Source organism: Pseudomonadales bacterium, from assembly GCA_024234165.1.
Lineage (GTDB): Bacteria > Pseudomonadota > Gammaproteobacteria > Pseudomonadales > UBA5518 > UBA5518.
The window spans coordinates 92,163-111,003 of the sequence record JACKOP010000001.1; the positions used below are offsets into that span (position 1 = coordinate 92,163).

Annotated in this window: 13 protein-coding genes; 1 reads left to right on the forward strand and 12 read right to left on the reverse strand. The window is 62.9% G+C overall.

Translation table 11 applies throughout. The features are described 5' to 3' along the window. Positions 1–18: 18 nt before the first annotated feature. From H7A12_00380 to H7A12_00435, 12 genes are all read right to left on the reverse strand, one after another. Positions 19–8,703 (reverse strand): putative Ig domain-containing protein, encoded by an 8,685-nt coding sequence (locus tag H7A12_00380; GenBank protein ID MCP5319285.1) that lies wholly within the window; start codon positions 8,701–8,703, stop codon positions 19–21. A gap of 514 nt (positions 8,704–9,217) precedes the next feature. Further along, a complete protein-coding gene (locus H7A12_00385) occupies positions 9,218–9,667 on the reverse strand; it encodes a hypothetical protein (GenBank protein ID MCP5319286.1) in 450 nt (149 codons plus the stop codon). Then, entirely contained in the window at positions 9,664–10,176 is a 513-nt protein-coding gene (locus H7A12_00390; GenBank protein ID MCP5319287.1) for a hypothetical protein, read from the reverse strand. The genes H7A12_00385 and H7A12_00390 overlap by 4 nt, the downstream gene beginning before the upstream one ends. A 95-nt stretch (positions 10,177–10,271) precedes the next feature. Further along, a complete protein-coding gene (locus H7A12_00395) occupies positions 10,272–10,763 on the reverse strand; it encodes a hypothetical protein (GenBank protein ID MCP5319288.1) in 492 nt (163 codons plus the stop codon). Further along, complete coding sequence (locus H7A12_00400; GenBank protein ID MCP5319289.1) at positions 10,760–11,215, reverse strand: hypothetical protein; 456 nt, start codon at positions 11,213–11,215, stop codon at positions 10,760–10,762. Before H7A12_00400 ends, H7A12_00395 begins: the two co-directional genes overlap by 4 nt. Beyond that, positions 11,212–13,350: a peptidase domain-containing ABC transporter gene (locus H7A12_00405; protein MCP5319290.1), complete on the reverse strand. Its 2,139-nt coding sequence runs from the start codon at positions 13,348–13,350 to the stop codon at positions 11,212–11,214. The genes H7A12_00400 and H7A12_00405 overlap by 4 nt, the downstream gene beginning before the upstream one ends. Positions 13,351–13,503: 153 nt before the next feature. Next, positions 13,504–14,367, reverse strand: a complete 864-nt coding sequence (locus H7A12_00410; protein MCP5319291.1) for an LLM class F420-dependent oxidoreductase — start codon at positions 14,365–14,367, stop codon at positions 13,504–13,506. A gap of 60 nt (positions 14,368–14,427) precedes the next feature. Next, positions 14,428–14,709: an STAS domain-containing protein gene (locus H7A12_00415; protein MCP5319292.1), complete on the reverse strand. Its 282-nt coding sequence runs from the start codon at positions 14,707–14,709 to the stop codon at positions 14,428–14,430. Beyond that, positions 14,706–15,350, reverse strand: a complete 645-nt coding sequence (locus H7A12_00420) for an ABC transporter substrate-binding protein (protein MCP5319293.1) — start codon at positions 15,348–15,350, stop codon at positions 14,706–14,708. Before H7A12_00420 ends, H7A12_00415 begins: the two co-directional genes overlap by 4 nt. Positions 15,351–15,354: 4 nt before the next feature. Further along, on the reverse strand, positions 15,355–15,861 hold the full coding sequence (mlaD, locus tag H7A12_00425) for an outer membrane lipid asymmetry maintenance protein MlaD (GenBank protein MCP5319294.1): 507 nt from the start codon (positions 15,859–15,861) through the stop codon (positions 15,355–15,357). Positions 15,862–15,873: 12 nt separating this feature from the next. Next, entirely contained in the window at positions 15,874–16,662 is a 789-nt protein-coding gene (gene mlaE, locus H7A12_00430) for a lipid asymmetry maintenance ABC transporter permease subunit MlaE (protein MCP5319295.1), read from the reverse strand. Further along, entirely contained in the window at positions 16,659–17,471 is an 813-nt protein-coding gene (locus H7A12_00435) for an ABC transporter ATP-binding protein (protein MCP5319296.1), read from the reverse strand. The genes mlaE and H7A12_00435 overlap by 4 nt, the downstream gene beginning before the upstream one ends. Before the next feature lie 194 nt (positions 17,472–17,665). Between H7A12_00435 and H7A12_00440 the strand changes: the two genes are divergently transcribed. Then, on the forward strand, positions 17,666–18,835 hold the full coding sequence (locus tag H7A12_00440; GenBank protein ID MCP5319297.1) for a sulfotransferase: 1,170 nt from the start codon (positions 17,666–17,668) through the stop codon (positions 18,833–18,835). Positions 18,836–18,841: the final 6 nt, after the last annotated feature.

Below are 18,841 nucleotides of genomic sequence, written 5' to 3' on the forward strand. Positions count from 1 at the left end.
GAGGCATCGTCCCCGCATTCAACCCGCGAGCTGCCTGACACCTTCGCGCAACCCGGTGAATTGTCTGAGCTGTGCGCCGGCAGCGAGCAGCGATACCTCATTCACGCCACCGTACGCGCTTCGGTTCGAGCCAGACAGCCAGCCTGCAAGAGCGCCGATGTCTGCACCCAGGCTCGGGCTGCTCCAGGCTGTGGCCGCCAGGCGTTGCGCATCGAGTCGGCTCAGTGCTTCTGTCAGTTCCGACCAGCAGCGGGCGAAGTTCTGCTCGCTGCTTGCAGTACTCGCAAAAGTCTCTGCGCGCAGAAAATCCTGCCACGGCGTGAAGCTGCCGCCATCTGCTTTGGCACCATTTGCGGGCGGTTCATGCCTGGCGAAGCCTTGCAGGAATCGATCGAGCAGATCGTCGTCGCGCACGGGTGTCGCTCGCTGTTCCGGCAGATTCGGCCTGCTCGGCATCGCGTTCGGATTTGCGAGGTTCTGTGCTGCTGCAGCAGCCTCTGCATAAGCCGTAGCCGACGAGTTGCTCGCTGTCGCCGACGGCACGACGGTCTTGCTGCCGACGCTGATCCGGAACACGTCCGAGGCGCTCGAGCCTGGACCGTTGCCGTCGCTCGCCGTCACGCGCACGTCGATGCCGGCAGCCTGCGTACCCGGCACCTTGCCGCTGAAGCTTTGCGTGCCCGGGTCGAAGGCGAGCCAGGCGGGCAGGGGCTTGCCGTTCGCCAGCGTGGCGCTGTAGCTCAGCGTGTCGTTTCGGTCACGGTCGCCGAATGTGTTGGCCGGAAGCTGCCATGCAAATGCCTTTCCCCTGGCGAGCTGGACGTCGGGCAGCGCGTGGCCGAGCCGCGGCACGTCATTGGTTCCGTTCACGGTCACGATCAGCTCGCTTGCGCTGCGCGCGCTTCCATTGGAGGCCGTGTAGCCGAAACGCTCGACGAGCGCTTCGCCGGTCCCGAGACCCTGCACCGCAGGCAGCAGATTGTTCAGCACGTAGGCGAAGCCGCCGTTTGGCAGCAGCGCCAGCAAGCCGTATTCGCCGAGGCGCACGCCCGGGTCTGCCACCTGGAGCATGCGAGCTTCGGGGTCGCTGTCGTTGGTCAGCACGTTGCCGAGTGCAAACAGCTTGCGGTCCTCGATGACCGTTGCGTTGTCCGTTGCCGCGAGCGGTGTCCGGTCGGGGTCTGGCGCATCGGGTCGCACGCTGACGTGAAAGCCATGATGGTTCGAAGCGCCGAGGCCGTCGGTGCCCTGGATCACGATGTCGAATTCGCCCGCGTCGTCGTTCTGCGGCGTGCCGTACAGCGTGCGCGTGGCTGCGTCGTACTGCAGCCAGTGCGGCAGGTTGTCGTGATTCGTCACACCCACGCGCAGCAACACGGCGTCGCCCTCCGGATCGCTGAACAGTCCTGCAGGAAGTACCAGCTCAAAGGGTGCTCCAGCGTACACCGTGTGATCGTCGATCGACTGCGTGAGTGTCGGTGCGCGATTCATGAACTCGCGCAGCGTGAGCGTCGTGCGGTCCTCGAACTCGAAGGTATCGACCACGGTGCCGGCGCCGGCTCCCTGCGGTGCGTAGCCAGTGACTCGCACCACGTCGCCCGCACTGCCGTAGCGCACGAGCAGGTCGTCGCCCTCGATTTCGACACGCAGATCCTCGCGGCGAATTCCCGCACCGAAACTCAGCACGTTGCCGATGCCGGCGTCTGCCGTGTCCTCGATCGTGTCTTCGCCATCCCCCGGGTTGAGCACGTAGGCATCGCGGCCTCGACCGCCGCGCAGCAGGTCGTTGCCTGCGCCTGCGGTCAGTACATCGTCACCTGCGCCGGCCTCGAGCAGGTCGTCGCCGTCGTAGCCGTACAGCCGATCACCGACGTTCGTTCCCGTCAGTGCATTGGCTGCACTGTCGCCTTCGACCACGAACATCCACGACACCAGCGTTGCGTAGTCCACCGCGGTGCCGTCGGTGAATTCGACGGATTCGACGGCGTGCCGGCCCAATGCATCCTGCGGGTCGAAGTTGCCGAGGCGCAGCACGTCGTCGCCTTCGCCGTAGGCGATGCAGAGCGCATGGCCGCCGTCTCCATCGGGCTCGAAGCGCAAGCGGTTGCGCAGCGCGTCCGCAGAAATTCCGGGACCGAAGCGCAGCACGTTTCCGGCTGCTTCGTCGCTGACATCGTCGATCGTCACCGTACCGTCGCCGAGGCCGATCACATAGGTGTCGTTGCCGGCCTCTCCGGCGAGCCAGTCACCACCGGGCGTCGCTTCGATCAGGTCGTTGCCGTCGCGGCCGCGGATGCGGTCTGCAAGTGCAGTCCCCGTGAGCACCTCGCTCTCGTCGCTGCCGACGAGGTCGAATCCGCGCCCGAGCAGTTGCCCGTACGTGATTTCGTCGCCGTCGACGCCGAAGCGGAAACGTTCGATCGCACGTGGACCCAGCGGGTTTTCGCGGTCGAAGCCCGACAGGCGTATCCGGTTGCCGCTGGCGATCAGATCGACGATCAGGAAACCTTCGTCGTCGCAGGACAGGCGCAGATCGTCGAGCGTCGTGCCATCCGGGAGCACCAGCACGTTGGGTGCGTCACCGTCCTCGCTGTCGGTGATCGTGTCCAGGCCAGCGTCGGCGTCGATCAGGTAGAGATCGCCGCCTGCGCCACCGTGCATGGCATCGTCGGCTTCGCGGCCTTCGAACCAGTCGGCAACGCGGGTGCCTTCGAGCACATCGTCGGCAGCGGTGCCGATGATGCGGATCCCGCGCTGCAGCAGCTCGTCGAACGAGAACGTGGTGTCTTCCCCCGGCAGGCTGACCTCGGCTACCGGCGCCTGCATGCCGGGTGCGCGCGGGTCGAAGCCGGCAAAGCGGATGGCGTCGGCTGCTTCGTTCAGGCGCAACAGCAGTTCGCCGCCATCGAAGGCCAGATGCAGTGCGTCGGCGCTGACATTGCCGGTCAGCACGATGCGGTTGAAATCCTGTTCGCGCCAGCTCTCGAAGAGGCTGGTCTGCAGGGGTGCGGAATGCCAGTCCTGGTGGATCAGGTAAGTATCCGAGCCTGCGCCACCGAGCAGACGATCCGAACCGCCACCGCCTTCGAGCCAGTCGTCGCCGGCACCGCCGATCAGCGTGTCGGCGAACGGTGTGCCGCTGAGCGCCCCGCCGTCGTCGTGGGCCGCTTCGGTGCGACCGCTGGCCTCGATCGTCTCCGCCACGATTTCGCTGCCGTCGTCAAAGCGGATGATGTCGATCGAGCGCGTCCGCGTGGCGCGACCAGGTTCGTAGCCACGCAGAATCAGCCTGTCGGCGGGGCTGTTGGCAAATTCGATCAGCAGATCGCCGTCCTGCTCCGAATGGCGCAGGTCCTGCGCCCGGATGCCGGGACCAAGCTGCAGGATGTTCGGCGCCTCATCGATCGCCGTATCGCTGTAGTCCCCTTCGTCGGCGTATCCGCGTTCGCCCTCGTACCAGCGTGCCGGACCGGCTTCGCCGCCACCGCTCCATGGGAGTGCACGATGTTCGTCGTCGACGATCGTGATGCCGTCACCGGCGCGATACAGGTAGGTGTCTCCACCCCAGCCGCCGTGGAGTTCGTCATGACCGCTGCTGCCGAGCAGCGTGTCGGCACCGCGGCCGCCGTACAGGATGTCGCTGCTCGCACCGCCGTCGAGCAGATCGTCGCCGTCGCCACCATCGAGCAGGTCGTCGCCGTCCCCGCCGAGGATCGTGTCGCCACCCGCGAGGCCGATCACGACATCGTTGCCGGCACCGGCCTCGAGGGCATCGTCCCCGGGCGTACCGTAGAGCGCGTCGTTGCCGTCGCTTGCGCTGTTGTCCGCGGGGTGTGCGGTTGCGAACAGATCGCCAGTCTGCGCGTAAGCGACGACTTCCAGTCCGCCTGCGGGCATCGTCCTGCCGCTGAGTTCGAAGCCGGTTCCGTCGAATGCCAGCGGTGATTCGGCCGTGGCGGTCGCGAGTGCCGCCGCGTTGGCGCGCAACCAGCCGACGAGGTCGAAGATGCGGGTGCTGCCCTGGCCATCAATGAACTGGATGCGTTCCAGACCACCGGCAGGATCATCTGCCGTGCAGTCGAGCAGGGTGATCGTCCCGCCCGCACCACCGTCGATGGGGAGTACGGTGGATCCGTCTCGCCCCGATGCAGCCCCGAGCATGGCCGGTGTGATGGTGGCTCCGAGCGAGAGTGTGTCCGTGCCGTCACCGGCGCCGAGCCGGTCATGACCATCACCGTGGTTGAAGCCGATCACGTCGTCACCGTCGCCGGCCATGATTTCATCGTCGCCGACTTCACCCGCGATCAGGTCGTCGCCAGCGCCAGTGCCGATGTAATCGTTGCCCGTGCCTGCGGCAACCCGGCTGTCGCCGCCGGCCAGGGTGATGTAATCGTCGTTGCCGCGGGCCTGCACGCTGACCGACTGGCCGCTGTAGTCGCTGATGGAATCATCGGCCTGGCTGCCCAGGATCGTGAGCGGGTCGTCCTGCTCGCGCTGTTGCCAACCCATCTTGCCGTCGTCTGCGCGTGCGATCAGGTCCGATAGTGTCCAGGTGGTGCCGTCGTCGAAGCGAAACTGCTGGATCGCTCCACGTGCGAGATCGTCTCCATTCCGGGTGCCCACGATCAGTGCGTCGTTGCCGCCGAAGCCGATGACCAGACTGTCATACCCCACGTCACCGGGCTGGGGATCCCACCACCCGCCGGCATCGCCAAGCTGCACCGACACGTCCTCCGGGCGGATCCCTGCAGCGAACACGACCGTGTCCCCGGCCACATCGAGGGATTCGCCGAAGGCCCAGTCGAGCGCCGAACCGCGTTCCAGAATGTATGTGTTGTTGCCGCTGCCGCCGAAGAGTTCGTCGCGATCGGGTCCGCCTTCGAGGGTGTCGTCACTCTCGTCGCCGTACAGATGGTCGCTTCCTGCGCCACCGGTCAGGATGTCGTCGCCCTCGCGACCGTGGATGGTGCTGTGCTTGTCCGAGCCGGTCAGAGTGTCCGCGCCGGGAGAGCCGTAGAGGATCTCCGTGTCTTCATCGACATGCAGCGTGCCCAGCACGTCGTCGCTGTCCAGCCGCGCGCCGTTGGCGAATTCGAAGGAGTCGAGGCGCTCCCGATCGCCGAGCCAGTCCGCGATACGAAGCGAATCGCCCGATGTGGCTACGGTGACGATCAGATCGTTACCGTCGTGGCTGAAGCCCGCATCGTTCGGTCCGATGCCGGTCTTGAAGACGATGCGTCCGCCGTGGTCCGCGATCACGTCGTGGCCGTCGCCGAGGCCGAAAAGGTAGCTGTCGTAGCCACCGCGATCCTGGAAGCGGTCATTGCCGCTGCCACCGTCCAGGATGTCGTCGCCGCGACCGCCCACGATGAAATCGTCGCCCGCCGTAGCGGCAATCGCACGCTGCGCGAGCTCATCACGGCTCCAGCGCGTGCCGTCGGCAAAGCGCAGTTGTTCGATGCCGATCCGGCCTGACCCGTCATCGCTCTGCCTGCGCACGCCAAGCCCACTGCCATCGGCGAGCGTGATGCGCATGTCGCCGAGCAGCGTCCAGCGTATGGTGACATCGTTCGGGGCGACGCCGCTCTCGAGTTCGACCGCGTCCTCGCCGGTGGTGTCGCCCTCATCGATCACATCGTTGCCATCGCCGAATCCGGACAGGTAGGTATCCGAGCCTGAGCCTCCCGCGAGCACGTCGTCGCCGCCAGCACCTGCCAGCACGTCGTCCCGGTCGTTGAATCCAGACAGCACGTCGTTGCCGGCATCGCCCAGCAACACGCGCGAGCGGATCGCTTCAGCGTCCCACAGCGTGCCGTCGGAAAAGGTGATTTCCTCGATCGCGTAGCGATTGCCCGCATCGAAGTGTTTGCGCACGAGGAGCGTCTCACCGGTGTCGCGGATCGTGAACTTCAGGTCGTCGGTGGTTCGCCAGCCGTTGCGGTTGACTACCCGCTCCAGGCGCACATCGTCCGCGGTCAGACCGGATTTCAGTTCGATACGGTCGCCTTCTGCCTCCAGCCACGAATCGTCGATGACGATGTCGTGACCGTCCCCGCGTCCGAAGCGGTACGCATCGCCGCTGCCGTCGTTTTCACGGATCACGCCGCTCGGGGTGAGATCGGCGCCGCCGTACAGCACGTCGTTGCCGGCCCCGCCGTCGAGGATGTCGTGAGCGGCACCGCCGAACAGGCGGTCATCGCCGGCGCCGCCTTGCAGCCCATCGTCGCCCGCTTCGCCCAGCAGCGTGTCGTCGCCGCCCAGACCGCTGAGCGTGTCGGACTGGCGTGAGCCGACGATGGTCTCTGCGTCTTCGCTGCCGGCGAACAGCACCGCCTGCACGTCGTCGAGTGTCCACCGCGTGCCGTCTGCGAATGTGATGTGTTCGATCAGCCACGGGGTCTCATCGACACGCGGGCCAGTGTGGAAATATTGTCGGAGCGTCACCCGGTCGTCCGTATCCCGGATCGCAAGGATCAGGTCCTCGCCCTGGCGGCTGAGCTTCACGTCGGCGGGTGCCACAGCGTCCCGGAAGTGCAGCGTGTCGACGTTGCCGGGTGTGGAGTCCCCGTCGAGTACCGTGTCGAGGCCGTCGCCGCGGCCGAACAGATAGCTGTCGTTACCGTTGGCATCGATGGTGGGCGTGGTGCTGCGTATCTGCCGGTAGACACCGTCCTCCAGAACCCGATGCCAGCCGCTCGAACCGATCAGCAGGTCGTTGCCGCTGCTGCCATCGATCACGTCGTCGCCGGCATTGCCGATCAGTACATCGTTACCTGCGAGGCCCACGATCGGCTCCGGCGCGGGCGAGCCGTGGATCACGTCGTTGCCGTCGCTGCTGGCTGCTACGGTCGCGCGCAGCGCGTCGTCGTGGCTCCAGGTGGTGCCGTCGTCGAACACGTATTGTCCGACGCCGTTGTGTCTGCCTGCGTACCCCTGCCGTGGTATCGAGAGCGACTCCCCGGTATCGAGCACGGTGAATATCAGCGCGTCACGTGGATCGAGGCTCAGGCCGACGTCGGCGGGAGCGAGTCCGGTGAAATGCACACGGTCGCGCCGGACCCCGTTCTCGGCCGTATCGTGGATGACGTCGTGGCCAAAGCCGCGTCCGAAGACATACAGGTCGGCTCCTGCCTCACCGTGGAGCTGGTCGTCGCCTGCACCGCCAGAGAGCAGATCGTTGCCGTAACCGCCGTAGCTGCGATCGTCTCCACCCTCGCCGAACAGGCGGTCGTTGCCGTTGAGGCCGTAGAGCGAGTCGTTGCCGTCGCCGGCAAGCAGCAGATCGGCGCTGTCGGGCAGCACGGCGATATCGTCGCTGGAACCGAGGCGCCTCAGTCCGAACTCGGCCAGCAACGCACGGGTATCGGGACTGTCGGGTAGTGATTCCAGCACGCTGTCGAAGTCGGCCAGCCCGCGCCAGTTGCTGCCGGAGAGAAAACCGCTGGCGTACCGATCCAGATCGAGCACGTCGGAGAGGTAACTCTGCGGGTCGGCGAGTTTCCGGGCAGTGAGCGCCTGGTTGAGAAGGGTGGCGTCGAGCCGGACGCCGGCATCGTCGATCACCACCGCGATCTGGTCCAGATACGGCTTCAGCCGGGTTTGCATCGCCAGGCTGGCATAGACGTTCTCCTTCAGGACGTCGTAGGCCTGTTGCAGCAGATCGAGTTGAGGCTCGGCAAGGTTCACGCGCAGGATCGGCAGGGAGAGAAACGTGGCCGCACCACCGTTGTTGCTGCTGGCTGTTGTCGCAGACGAAATGGAAAGTCCCCAGTTCGCACCGCTGGTCTGGCTCTTCTGTGTGGGCAGGTTGAAGAAGTACTGTCCGTTGAAGGCTTCGAGTACGTGGAGCTTGCGGTTCCACTCGGCGATCGCGTTGCGATAAGCCTCGCTGAGTTGCGGATCGTCGGCATCGCTGAGAAAACTCGCGCTGCTGGTAACGCGGTCAGGCCCCGTGATGACGGATGACGCCATGGTCACGTTGGCGGAACGGCGGTCGTCGCCGAATGCTTCGTACTGGATGCGGTATTTGCCGGCTGCGCGCTCTTCGAGGTTTCTCGCCATGCCGGAGGTGTTGGCCCAGACAGTCAGCAACTCGTCGAGCAGAGCCTTCTGTTCGACCCGCGTGGTGGCGGACTGGAACTCGCCGAGAACGTCGAGCAGGCTTGCCGATGTGGCGGCGGCCTGCTGCAGCTCGCGCACATTGCCTGCCCCGCCCATGTTGGGCAGGCTCCTCAGGGCTTCGGGGACCTCGATATCGACGGCGAACCGGGTAGAGAAAGTGTCGGTGGCCAGCCCGAATTCCCCCATGGGGGCGGTAGTGCCGTCGCTGCGTGTGAAGCTGCCTTCGCGCGCGAGCTGATTGCCATTGGCGAGATCCTGGTTCCTGAGCGTGTGGGCCAGATCCAGGCTGGCGATCCCTGCGTCGGCCAGCGCAATCAGTTCACCCGCATCGGTCGATCCGTCCTGGTTGGCGTCTTGCCAGAGTCTCAGTTCCGCGAAGGCGGGATCGTTCGCGTCGATCTTGCCGTCGCCGCCGGTGTCGAGTGCAGCCAGCGCCGCAAATCCATTTGCAGCGAGTGTGCCATCGGATAACGGTGTGAAATCACCGAACAGCTCGGCGCCGGTGTCGATGCCGCCATTTGCGCTTCGATCGCGAACGAGGAGGGCATCATCGCGACCGACCCAGCCGGTACGGGTCAGCACACCATCGCCATCATGGTCGAAGTGGATGCTGCCCAGACCGACGGTTTCAAAACCGTCGCCATCCAGATCGAGGACAAGAGGATCGCGCGGCCAGGCCCAGGATTTGGCGCGGTTGAATCCGTCCGGGTGCAGCCACTCATATAGCCATTTACCGATATTTTGTTTGTTTAACCATTCAATTCCAAACTTGACGCCCTTCGCCGTCCAATCCGCTGCGGCGTACATTTTTATTACCGCCTGCGCTCTGCTGGCAGTGAGCGGATCGATACCTGTTTTTCTAAGAAGTTCCGCATATAGACCCGGGTTGTTTTTCAAGGAGTTGAAAACAATATCCAAACCCTTTACCGGAACGGAAACCGTTGCACTCCACATCGCTGCTGCAGTAGCTGCAGCGGCAATTGCCACGGCTTCAGATGCCGCAGCAGCGGCTGCAACGCTGTTGCCGGACTCATGAGCATCGACGGCTCTTTGAGCCGCATCACCGATATTTGCAAATACGTTCAATCCAAACATGTTATTTCTCCTTAAATAAATTTTTTGCATGCAAAACGAATGCGCAAATAATATCGATAGACAAATAAACAAGCCCAGCCATTGCTACAAAAAAGACAATCGTGGACGGATAGCTGGCATGCATAATATTTTTGATGTCTTGAAATTCGGATACCACTCCGAGGAAAATGAGAGTCACAATGATCAGAGTTGTGATACTAGGTTTTGCGCTCCCACAAAGGAATTTATCATATAGACGAAAGGCAAAAATTCGAAATCCCTGGACAAATGCCAACAGGGTTGCGCTGATGGCAATCAGCCTGATCGAAGCAGTCTCCTCGTTGTCGGCGCGCATTAATTCCAGAATGTCAAGAGTTGAACTCCTGAACAGGATCCAAATTATCAGCAAAATGAGTTCGGGATGAAAAAACATCAGTAATCCGCTGACATTTTTAGCTGTAACCGGGTTCATCGGATTTCCCCCTTCGCCAATCTCACCTGCGCTGGATGGTTCCTCATATTCATGAGTCTGTCTATCTGTTGCGTTGGCCTCTCCATTTTGATGTTTATGAGTGGCTTCCCTGCCTTGAAAAAGGACTTCAAGTCATCTGATTTTGTAAATGCAAAGTGTTCGATTTCTATTGAAATTTGTTTATATGTATAAAAAAATATCGCTGATTCTTCCAGTATTTTCCTTAATATAAAAGGATCATCTATCCCGTAGGTGGAAATCGCTACTCCATTGGTTGCTGGGCTTACGAAAACAAGCTGTCGTTCACGACAGGTTTTTGCTGATTCGCAGGCGCCGCTTGCAATCAATAGATGTTCGATCTTTTCTGCGAGGAGCAGGCGTTCGTTTTCATGAGATCTGTCCTCTCCAGAGTTTGCATGGGGTGCGCCGTACGCCAGAAACGCCGGAATTATGGCTATTCTGAGTAGTCGAACTGCAGCTACTGAAAGGCGATTGTTGCTGTGATGCATGGGTTTTGCTCCGATCTGTCGTTAGCGCACGACCACCTTTAGTTCAATGAGAGAGTCTGGATTAGTCGCCTCGGGTTTTATATATCTGTAACTCGTCACAGTGCAGCCAGCGCGGCAAATCCGTTTGCAGCGAGTGTGCTATCGGATAACGGTCTGAAATCACCGAACAGCTCGGCGCCGGTGTCGATGCCGCCATTTGCGCTTCGGTCGCGAACGAGGAGGGCATCATCACGACCAGGCCAGCCGGTGCAATTGGCTCCATCATTATTTGGCCACCACCTTCCAGCGGCGATATAGTCGGGAGGGTTTCTGATCGAGTCTTCGATATCGCGCATCAAATATCGATATTGCTCACCCGTAAGGGTGATGGTCGGGCCGGCAATCGTGTATTCGTGCGTTTCCCTTCCATTAGAATCAGGTCCAGTAATGTCGATTTTCCTTGGCGCATTGGGTGATCCGGGAGCGACCGGAACCAGTCCGTATTCTGTTTTGCGCTCATTGGGGTGAGTAATTGCGATAAATGTATGCGGAATGAGGTTGGATCCGCCCATGTCGACTCTCATTTGTGCAGTGGCTTCCGTGCTCATTTGTTGATCTCCAGGATCAGGAATGGCTTGATGCTCTTGAAGAAAATGCCCGATTCGATGTATTCCTCATGAGTTTCGTGATAACCCCTTATTGTAATTGGTACTCCATCGGTAACTCGCAAACCGTCCGTTATGGCGAAATCAAGCACTGCGCGGAATGCATCCCTGTTGCTACCCGAAATCCCGTAAAATGTGCTGCGAACGCGATCTCCGTGTCCACCATAGGCGGGCAGCAAGTCGTAACACTTTTCCGGCGTATCGCAGAATCCTTTCGCAATCAACATTCGTTTGACCGCAGAACTCAGATTTCCGCCCTGATCCGAATATTTTTCACCCATCGCCGATGCTTCGACGCTGAATTGCAACGTCAGGAAAACAAACAGGGATGTAACCATGATGCGCACGATCCAGAGATGCTTGTTGTTCGTTCCACGCATTGTTTCCGCCGTCATGTTTCCTCCTTCACCAGACTCATCTGCATCGGATGACTTCCCATATTCACCACCTCATCCACCTGCAGGCCCTTCGGGACCTGGTGCGTGATGAACAGCATCGTCACCTTGCCCTTCAGCCGGTTGATCGTCTGGGCGAGGTGCTCGGTGGTCTGTTGGTCGAGGTTCGATACCGCCTCGTCGAAGATCAGCACCCTGGGACGCTTGAGCAGCGCACGGGCGATGGCGATGCGCTGACGCTGGCCACCGGAAAGTCCTGTACCACGTTCGCCGATTTCGGTCTGGTATCCGTTCGGCAGTTTCTCGATCGCCTCGTGGATCTCCGCCGCCTTGCATGCAGCGATCACGTCTTCGAAGTGCGCGTGTGGCTGTGCCATCACGAGGTTGTCGTACACCGTGCCGGAAAACAGCACCGTTTCCTGTGGCACAACGCCGAAGGTGGCGCGCAGTTCGTTCGCGGCGAGCTGACGGATGTCGCGACCGTCGAGGGTGATCTGTCCTTCCTGTGGCCAGTAGAATCCTTGGATCAGTTTGGCCAGGGTGCTCTTGCCGCAGCCGGACGGGCCCATCAGCACGGTCAGCTTTCCGGTGGGAATCGCAAGGCTCAGGCCGCGGTAGAGCCACGGTTGCTGATCCGAGTAGCGGAATCCCAGGCTTCTGATGACGATTCTGCCGCTCGCGCCGGGCGAACGCCGTGGTGTGAGCGTGAACGGCTCCTGTGGCGTGTCGAGGATGTCGCCAAGGCGCGCCAGCGAAACCCTGGCCTGCTGGAATTCCTGCCACAGCCCGACGAGTCGCAGCAGCGGCTGGCTCATCCGGCTGGCGAACATCTGGAAGGCGACCAGCATCCCCACCGTGAGTCCACCCGTCTGCATCACGTACCAGGCGCCAGCGATCAGGATGGCGAGTGTCATCAGTTGTTCCAGGCCGGTGGCGACCACGTTGTAGGTGTTGCCGACCTGCCGGGTGGCAAAGCTGGCCGACAGGTATTGGGCGAGATAGACGCCGTAGCGCTTGCCGAGGTCCGGTTCGAGCTGCAGGGACTTCACGGTGGCCATGCCGGCGAGGTATTCCGTGAGAAAGGCCTGATTGCGGGCGCCGAGCAGGAATTGCGTGTCGAGCCGGGTGCGAAAGACCGGCACCATGACGAGGCTGGCGACGACAATCAGCGACAGGGTGGCGATGGCGATCAGCGTGAGCTGCCAGCTGTAGGCGAACATGACCGCGAGGAAGATGATCAGGAAGGGCAGGTCGAGCAGCAGGCTTACTGCTGCGCCGGAGATGAATTCGCGCAACTGATCCACCCCGTGCATGCGTGCGACCAGGGTGCCGGTGGCGCGGTTCTCGAAGTAGGGCAATGGCAGGAGCAACAGATGGCGCAACACCTTGTCGCCGAGCACGGCGTCGATGCGACTGCCCGTATGCAGCACCAGGTACTGCCGCAGCCAGCTCATGACACTGCTGAAGACCATGAACACCAGCAGTGCAATGCCCAGCACGATCAGCGTGCTTTCGGTGTGGTGCGCGATCACCTTGTCGATGATGACCTGGGTAAACAGGGGCGTGCCCAGTCCGACGAGGTTGATGGCGAGACTCGCGAGCAGCACGTCACGCCAGATCGTCGAATGACGCAGCAGTTCGGGGATGAACCACGAGAAGCCGAACGGCCTTTTTTGCGAAGGAGGGCCGGGCTCGCCGTTGGTGGATTCCGCGATGGGCGGCGCGGATCGTGCCACCAGCAACAGGAGCGGCAGTGTTGCGGCTTGCGCTGCGGCGAGTGGCACGGTTTCCGGCGTCGATTGGCCGGGCAGCACCCACGCGATGGTGTCGTCGTCGTGCTGGACGATCAGTGCCGGCGTGAAGGCCGGAGCGTCGGGGGGCGCGGTCTCGCCAGCATCCGCTGCGTTCCGATCAGGTGCGCTCAGCAGTGCTACGGCAGGCAGCGGCAGCTCGCGCAAGTCCGCATCGGGCCAGGCTGCCAGACCGGCGTCGAGACCGAGTGTGGCCAGTGCTTCGACCAGCGTGGGCAGGTCGATGGGCGGCGGGAAACGCTTGATGGCCAGTTCGGCGTCGAACGGCTGGCGGTGGAACCCGGCGAGGCTTGCCAGCAGCCACAGCGCCGCGCGGGTGTCCATGCATCCTTGCACGTCGACCACAGAGTCCGTATGCGATCCTTGCATACACCATTCTTCTTTGTCATGGATGGTTCATGCGCGTATGCAATGGCAATCGAGGGGGCGTGTCAACGCCGACACGCTCCGGTTGCGCCTTTTCTTACCTGAGGTCGTTCAGGCGCCGAGGTGCGGGATCATTTCGGCGTAGCGGTCGATCATTGGCCTGATTGCTTCGGGCTTGTCCCACAACTCGACGTCGACGCCGACCATGACCCGGCGAATGCCGAGATCACGGTAGCGCTTCAGGGTGTCGAGATCGGGTGAACGCATCGCGATCAACGAGATCTCGACCGCGTCGGGATCGCGTCCCGCCTCGACTACGGCTGCGCGGAAACGCTGGATCGAGACCGCGAGATCGCGCAGTGCGAAATCGATGGGCATCCAGCCGTCGGCCCATTGTGCGGCGTGGCGGATCCCGGTGCGCCCCAGTACGCCGAACACGACTGGTGGCCCGCCGGCCTGCAGCGGCTTGGGGTTGCACCAGACCGGGTCGAAGTCGATGAACTCGCCATGGTATTCGGCTTGTTCGTCGCGCCACAGCGCACGCAGCGCGGCGACGGTTTCGCGCATCAGCGCGTAGCGCCGCTCCCACGGGTGAGGCGACGTGTTCGCGAATTCCTCGGCGTTCCAGCCCACGCCGCAGCCGAGGATCACGCGCCCGCCCGACAGGCGATCGAGCGTTGCGATGGTCTTGGCCTGCGAGAACGGCTCGCGCTCCATCAGCAGCGCCACCGCAGTACCTATGCGCAGTCGCGTGGTTGCCGCCGCTGCGGCCATCAGCGAGACGTAAGGGTCGCCGATGTGCTTGTACGGTTCAGGGAGCGGACCGCCGGCCGGGTAGGGCGTGCGCAGCGCGCACGGAATATGACTGTGTTCGCCGTACCACAGCGATTCGAAACCGCGCTCCTCGAGCGCGCGCGCCAGTTCGTGCGGCGGCGGGTCGAGCGGGGTATTCATCGAATTGAAGCCGATATCCATCGCGGTGGCGTTCCTCGCGGGTCCGGGAGCCGGCGCGCCGCTGCGCCGACGAATCTGGCGTTACACGCCGAGGAGTTCCTCGACGCCGTAGAGAGCGATCAGCTTCTGCAGCCCGTCGGGCAGATTGCGCAAATCCAGCGTGCCGCCATGGGCCGACGTCAGCCGGCGCAGTTCCAGCGCGAACGCGACCGCAGCCGAATCCACCTCGGTTGCGCCGCTGAAGTCCAGTGCGCGCACCTCGGCAGCGCCGGCCTCGCGTGCCTGCGCGAGCAATGCCGGTACCGTCGCCATCGTGACGGCGCCTTCGAGACGCAACGCGTCTCCCTCGCGTGTGATGCTCATGCGGTCTTTCCGGTCCCGGGTGAGGAGTTCTTGTCCTTCAGCATGCGGATCAGCCCGGCGACGCCGTTGCGGCGCGACTCGTCCGCAAAGGCATCGCGGTACGTGGTCACCAGGCTGACGCCGTCCACGGCAACGTCGTAGACCTTCCAGCCGGAATCGGTGAGCCCCATGCGGTAATCGACCGTGACCGGCTCCGAGCCGGGCTGGGTCACGCGCGAGCGCACGATGGCCTTGCGCTGGTCCTCGGACTTGCGCTGTGGGTCGAACTCGACGGTCAGGCCCTGGAACTTGCCGAGTGCGGTCGAGTAGGTGCGCACCAGCAGGGTGCGGAACTCTTCCGTCAGTTCCTCGCGTTGTGCCGGCGTGGCGCTGCGCCATGCAAGGCCTGACGCGAGTGCCGCCATGCGTACGAAGTCGAAGTGTGGCAGCACTTCGTCACGGATTGCCGCCTGTACGTCGGCACTGCCGGGGTTCGCCTTGTGCTGGTCGAGGATCGCCAGCACGTCCTGGCTGACGGAGCGCACCAGGTCGCCGGGTTCCGTGTCCGCCGACCAGGCGGGCAGGCCGGCAAGCAGTGCATACAACAACGCCGCGACGACGCCGAGGCGTTGCGTGAAACGCAGTGTTGCGGTCGAGATCATCGGTCTACTCCTTGAATTCATCGCCCGGCTGCTTGTCTTGCTTGTCGTCCTTCCCGCCGCCGGACGTGGCACTGAACAGGAATTTCGAAATCAGGTTCTCGAGTACGAGCGCACCTTGCGTGAGCTCGATCTTGTCCCCGTCCTTCAGATCCTCGGTATCGCCGCCAGGGAGCAGGCCGACGTACTGATCGCCGAGCAGGCCTGAGGTCAGGATCTTCGCCGAGGTGTCGGACGGAAACAGATAGCGCTTTTCGAGGTTCATCGTCACCACGGCCTCGAAGGTCTGGTTGTCGAACCTCACGTTGGTGACGCGCCCGACCACCACGCCGGCGCTTTTCACCGGTGCCTTGATCTTCAGCCCGCCCAGGTCGTCGAAGCGTGCGGTCAGCGTATAGGTCGCGCCGCTGGTCGAGCCGGTCAGGTTCGCTACCTGCAGCGACAGGAACACCAGGGCCGCGAGGCCGAGGGCGACGAAGACGCCAACCCAGAGATCGATAGTGGTGCGGTTCATAGTGTCAGTGGCTCATCTCATGAACATGAAGGAGGTAAGTACGAAGTCGAGTGCGAGGATCACCAGTGCCGAGGTGACGACCGTGCGTGTGGTGGCGCCCGAGACGCCTTCGGCCGTCTGCGGGGCCTGGTAGCCTTCGAACACGGCAATCCACGTCACGGCCACACCGAACACGAAGCTCTTGAGTACGCCGTTCAGCACGTCGGAGTGCAGGTCCACCGAGGACTGCATCTGCGACCAGAATTGCCCGGGATCCACACCGATCACGACGACTCCGATCAGGTAACCGCCGAGGATGCCGGTTGCGGTGAACAGCATGCCGAGCAACGGCATCGAGATCACGCCACCCCAGAAGCGTGGTGCGATCACGCGGGCGATCGGATCGACCGCCATCATTTCCATCGCATCGAGCTGCTCGGTCGCCTTCATCAGTCCGATCTCGGCCGTGATGGCGCTGCCGGCGCGGCTGGCGAACAGCAGTGCGGCGACCACCGGGCCGAGCTCGCGCACCAGCGAGAGCGCGACCAGTACGCCGAGTGCTTCCGAGGAGCCGAAACGGGCCAGCGTGTCGTAGCCCTGCAGTCCCAGCACCATGCCGACGAACAGACCGGAGACCAGGATGATCGTCAGCGACAGCACCCCGGCAAAGTAGATTTCACGCAGCGTGAGCGGCAGGCGGCGAAACGCAGCCGGCGTGTGGCGCAGCGTCGCGACCAGGAAACGGGTGGCCAGTCCAAGCCGCCAGACGGCGTTGATCGTGGTCGCGCCGATGTGGCGCAACAGCGGTGCCGGGTTCATCATGGCGCCGTTTCTCCCAGCAGATCGCGCGTGTAGTCGGGTGCAGCGTAGTGGAACGGTACCGGCCCGTCCGCCTCGCCCCAGACGAACTGGTGCACATAAGGTTCCGTCGAAGCCCTGACTTCTGCGGGCGTACCCTGGACGACCACCCGTCCGTCGGCGACGAAGTAGGCGTAATCGACGATCTTCAGCGACTCGTGGATATCGTGCGTGACGATGATCGAGGTGGCGCCGAGTGCGTCGTTGAGCTTGCGGATGAGCTGCCCGACTACCCCGAGCGAGATCGGGTCGAGACCGGCAAAGGGTTCGTCGTACATCATCAGTTCCGGGTCGAGTGCGATCGCGCGCGCGAGCGCGACGCGCCGTGCCATGCCGCCCGACAGCTCGGATGGCTTGAGATGCGCGGCACCGCGCAGGCCGACTGCCTGCAGTTTCATCAGGGCGAGATCCTGGATCAGCGACTCGTCCAGATCGGTATGCTCGCGCATCTGGAACGCGACGTTCTCGAAGCTCGTCATGTCGGTGAACAACGCACCGAACTGGAACAGCATGCTCATGCGCCGGCGCAGTGCGTAGACCTGCTGCTGGCGCATATGCCGCAGCGATTCCCCGAATACGCGCACATCGCCTTTCGAGGGCCTCAGCGCTCCGCCGATCATGCGCAGCAGCGTCGTCTTGCCGCAGCCGCTCTGGCCCATGATCGCGACCAGCTTGCCGCGCGGAATCGCGAAGTCGACGTTCGACAGTACCTGGCGCCCGGACGGGTAGGCAAACGACAGGTTCTCGAATTCGACGGCGTTTTCGGTGGGCATTGGCCTGGGGGGTCCGCGTTTCGAGGTGCGCATTCTATAAGATGCACCGCGGAAGTCGAGTTCTGAGCGAATCGGACACGTCATAGTGGCGTCTGAAGCCCTTTCCAGTACCAGGAGTGCGGGTTACCGTGGCAACCCGCCGTGTGTTCCCGCACCGCCACCGATGACCGAGCGATCATGAACGAGGGTTGAGCATGCTTTTTTACTTCGATTTCACGACCTGGCGCCGGCTGGTGTGGCTGGCGGCGCATGAAGGCAGTCCGCGCCGTCGCTTCAGGCTCTATTTCCGTCTGCTGGTTCAGATTCCGTTGCTGACCCTGTTCAACGCGCTGTGCTTCGCGCTCGATCCACTGCTGTTTCCGGGGTTGCGACGCACCGAGGTGCGCCAGCCCGTGTTCGTGATCGGGCACGCACGCAGCGGAACCACCCTGATGCACCGCCTGCTCGGTGCCGACGGCGAGCGTTTCAGCGTCTTTCGGTACTGGGAGTTGTTTGCGCCTTCGGTGCTGCAGAAGAAGGCCGTGCGCTGGCTGGCCTGCATCGATGCAGGCTGGCTCGGGGGCAGGCTGGAGCGATGGGTGGATGCGCGCGAGAAGCGGATCTTCGGCCCGTCGAACCACATTCACAAGATGGGTTACCGGCTGCCCGAGGAAGACGATTTCATGCTGACGAATTCCTGCGCATCCGGGTACTGGATGACGCAGTTGCCGTATCTGGACCAGCTCGACTTCTACTATATCGACCGGCGTCCGGCTGCGCAGCGCCAGCGGCTGATGGGCTTCTATCGCGAATGCGTGCGACGCCAGCTCTACGTGAACGGCGGCAATCGCATTCACCTCAGCAAGAACCCGACGTTCTGCGGACGCGTCGAGACGCTGCTCGAGGTGTTCCCCGATGCACGCTTCGTCGTGCTCTACCGCAATCCGCTGAAAACCATGCCCAGCCTGCTGAAACTGATGAAGTTCAGCTGGTCTGCACGCCATTTCGACGAAGCGCGGATGCTGAGTTCGTTCCGCGCGCTGGCCGAGATGTCGTTCCACAACTACACGTATCCGCTCGAGGTACTCGATCGGCATCCCGAAACTGCGCGGGCGATCGTCGATTACCGGCGCCTGGTGGCGGATCCGCGCGGAACGGTTCAGGATGTGTACGCTGCGCTCGGGATGGAAATCGGACCGGGGTTCGCCGCGGTGCTCGATGCCGAACAGGAGCGTGCCGGGCGCCACGAGACCACGCACTCGTACAGCCTGGCCGAGTTCGGGCTGGACGCCGACGAGATACGCACCCGTCTCGCACCGTTGTTCGAGCGTTTCGGCTGGGATCGGGATTCCGCGGTGTCGGAGGCGGATCGCGGCAGCGCCTGAAGGCCA

Bases quoted from the DNA above. Each gene is read 5' to 3' on its own strand.
- H7A12_00400 (MCP5319289.1), bottom strand. From the start codon at position 11,215: ATGACGGCGGAAACAATGCGTGGAACGAACAACAAGCATCTCTGGATC.
- H7A12_00420 (MCP5319293.1), bottom strand. From the start codon at position 15,350: ATGATCTCGACCGCAACACTGCGTTTCACGCAACGCCTCGGCGTCGTC.
- H7A12_00440 (MCP5319297.1), top strand. From the start codon at position 17,666: ATGCTTTTTTACTTCGATTTCACGACCTGGCGCCGGCTGGTGTGGCTG.
- H7A12_00385 (MCP5319286.1), bottom strand. From the start codon at position 9,667: ATGAACCCGGTTACAGCTAAAAATGTCAGCGGATTACTGATGTTTTTT.
- H7A12_00395 (MCP5319288.1), bottom strand. From the start codon at position 10,763: ATGAGCACGGAAGCCACTGCACAAATGAGAGTCGACATGGGCGGATCC.
- H7A12_00415 (MCP5319292.1), bottom strand. From the start codon at position 14,709: ATGAGCATCACACGCGAGGGAGACGCGTTGCGTCTCGAAGGCGCCGTC.
- H7A12_00390 (MCP5319287.1), bottom strand. From the start codon at position 10,176: ATGCATCACAGCAACAATCGCCTTTCAGTAGCTGCAGTTCGACTACTC.
- H7A12_00405 (MCP5319290.1), bottom strand. From the start codon at position 13,350: ATGGACACCCGCGCGGCGCTGTGGCTGCTGGCAAGCCTCGCCGGGTTC.
- mlaD (MCP5319294.1), bottom strand. From the start codon at position 15,861: ATGAACCGCACCACTATCGATCTCTGGGTTGGCGTCTTCGTCGCCCTC.
- H7A12_00435 (MCP5319296.1), bottom strand. From the start codon at position 17,471: ATGCCCACCGAAAACGCCGTCGAATTCGAGAACCTGTCGTTTGCCTAC.
- H7A12_00410 (MCP5319291.1), bottom strand. From the start codon at position 14,367: ATGGATATCGGCTTCAATTCGATGAATACCCCGCTCGACCCGCCGCCG.
- mlaE (MCP5319295.1), bottom strand. From the start codon at position 16,662: ATGATGAACCCGGCACCGCTGTTGCGCCACATCGGCGCGACCACGATC.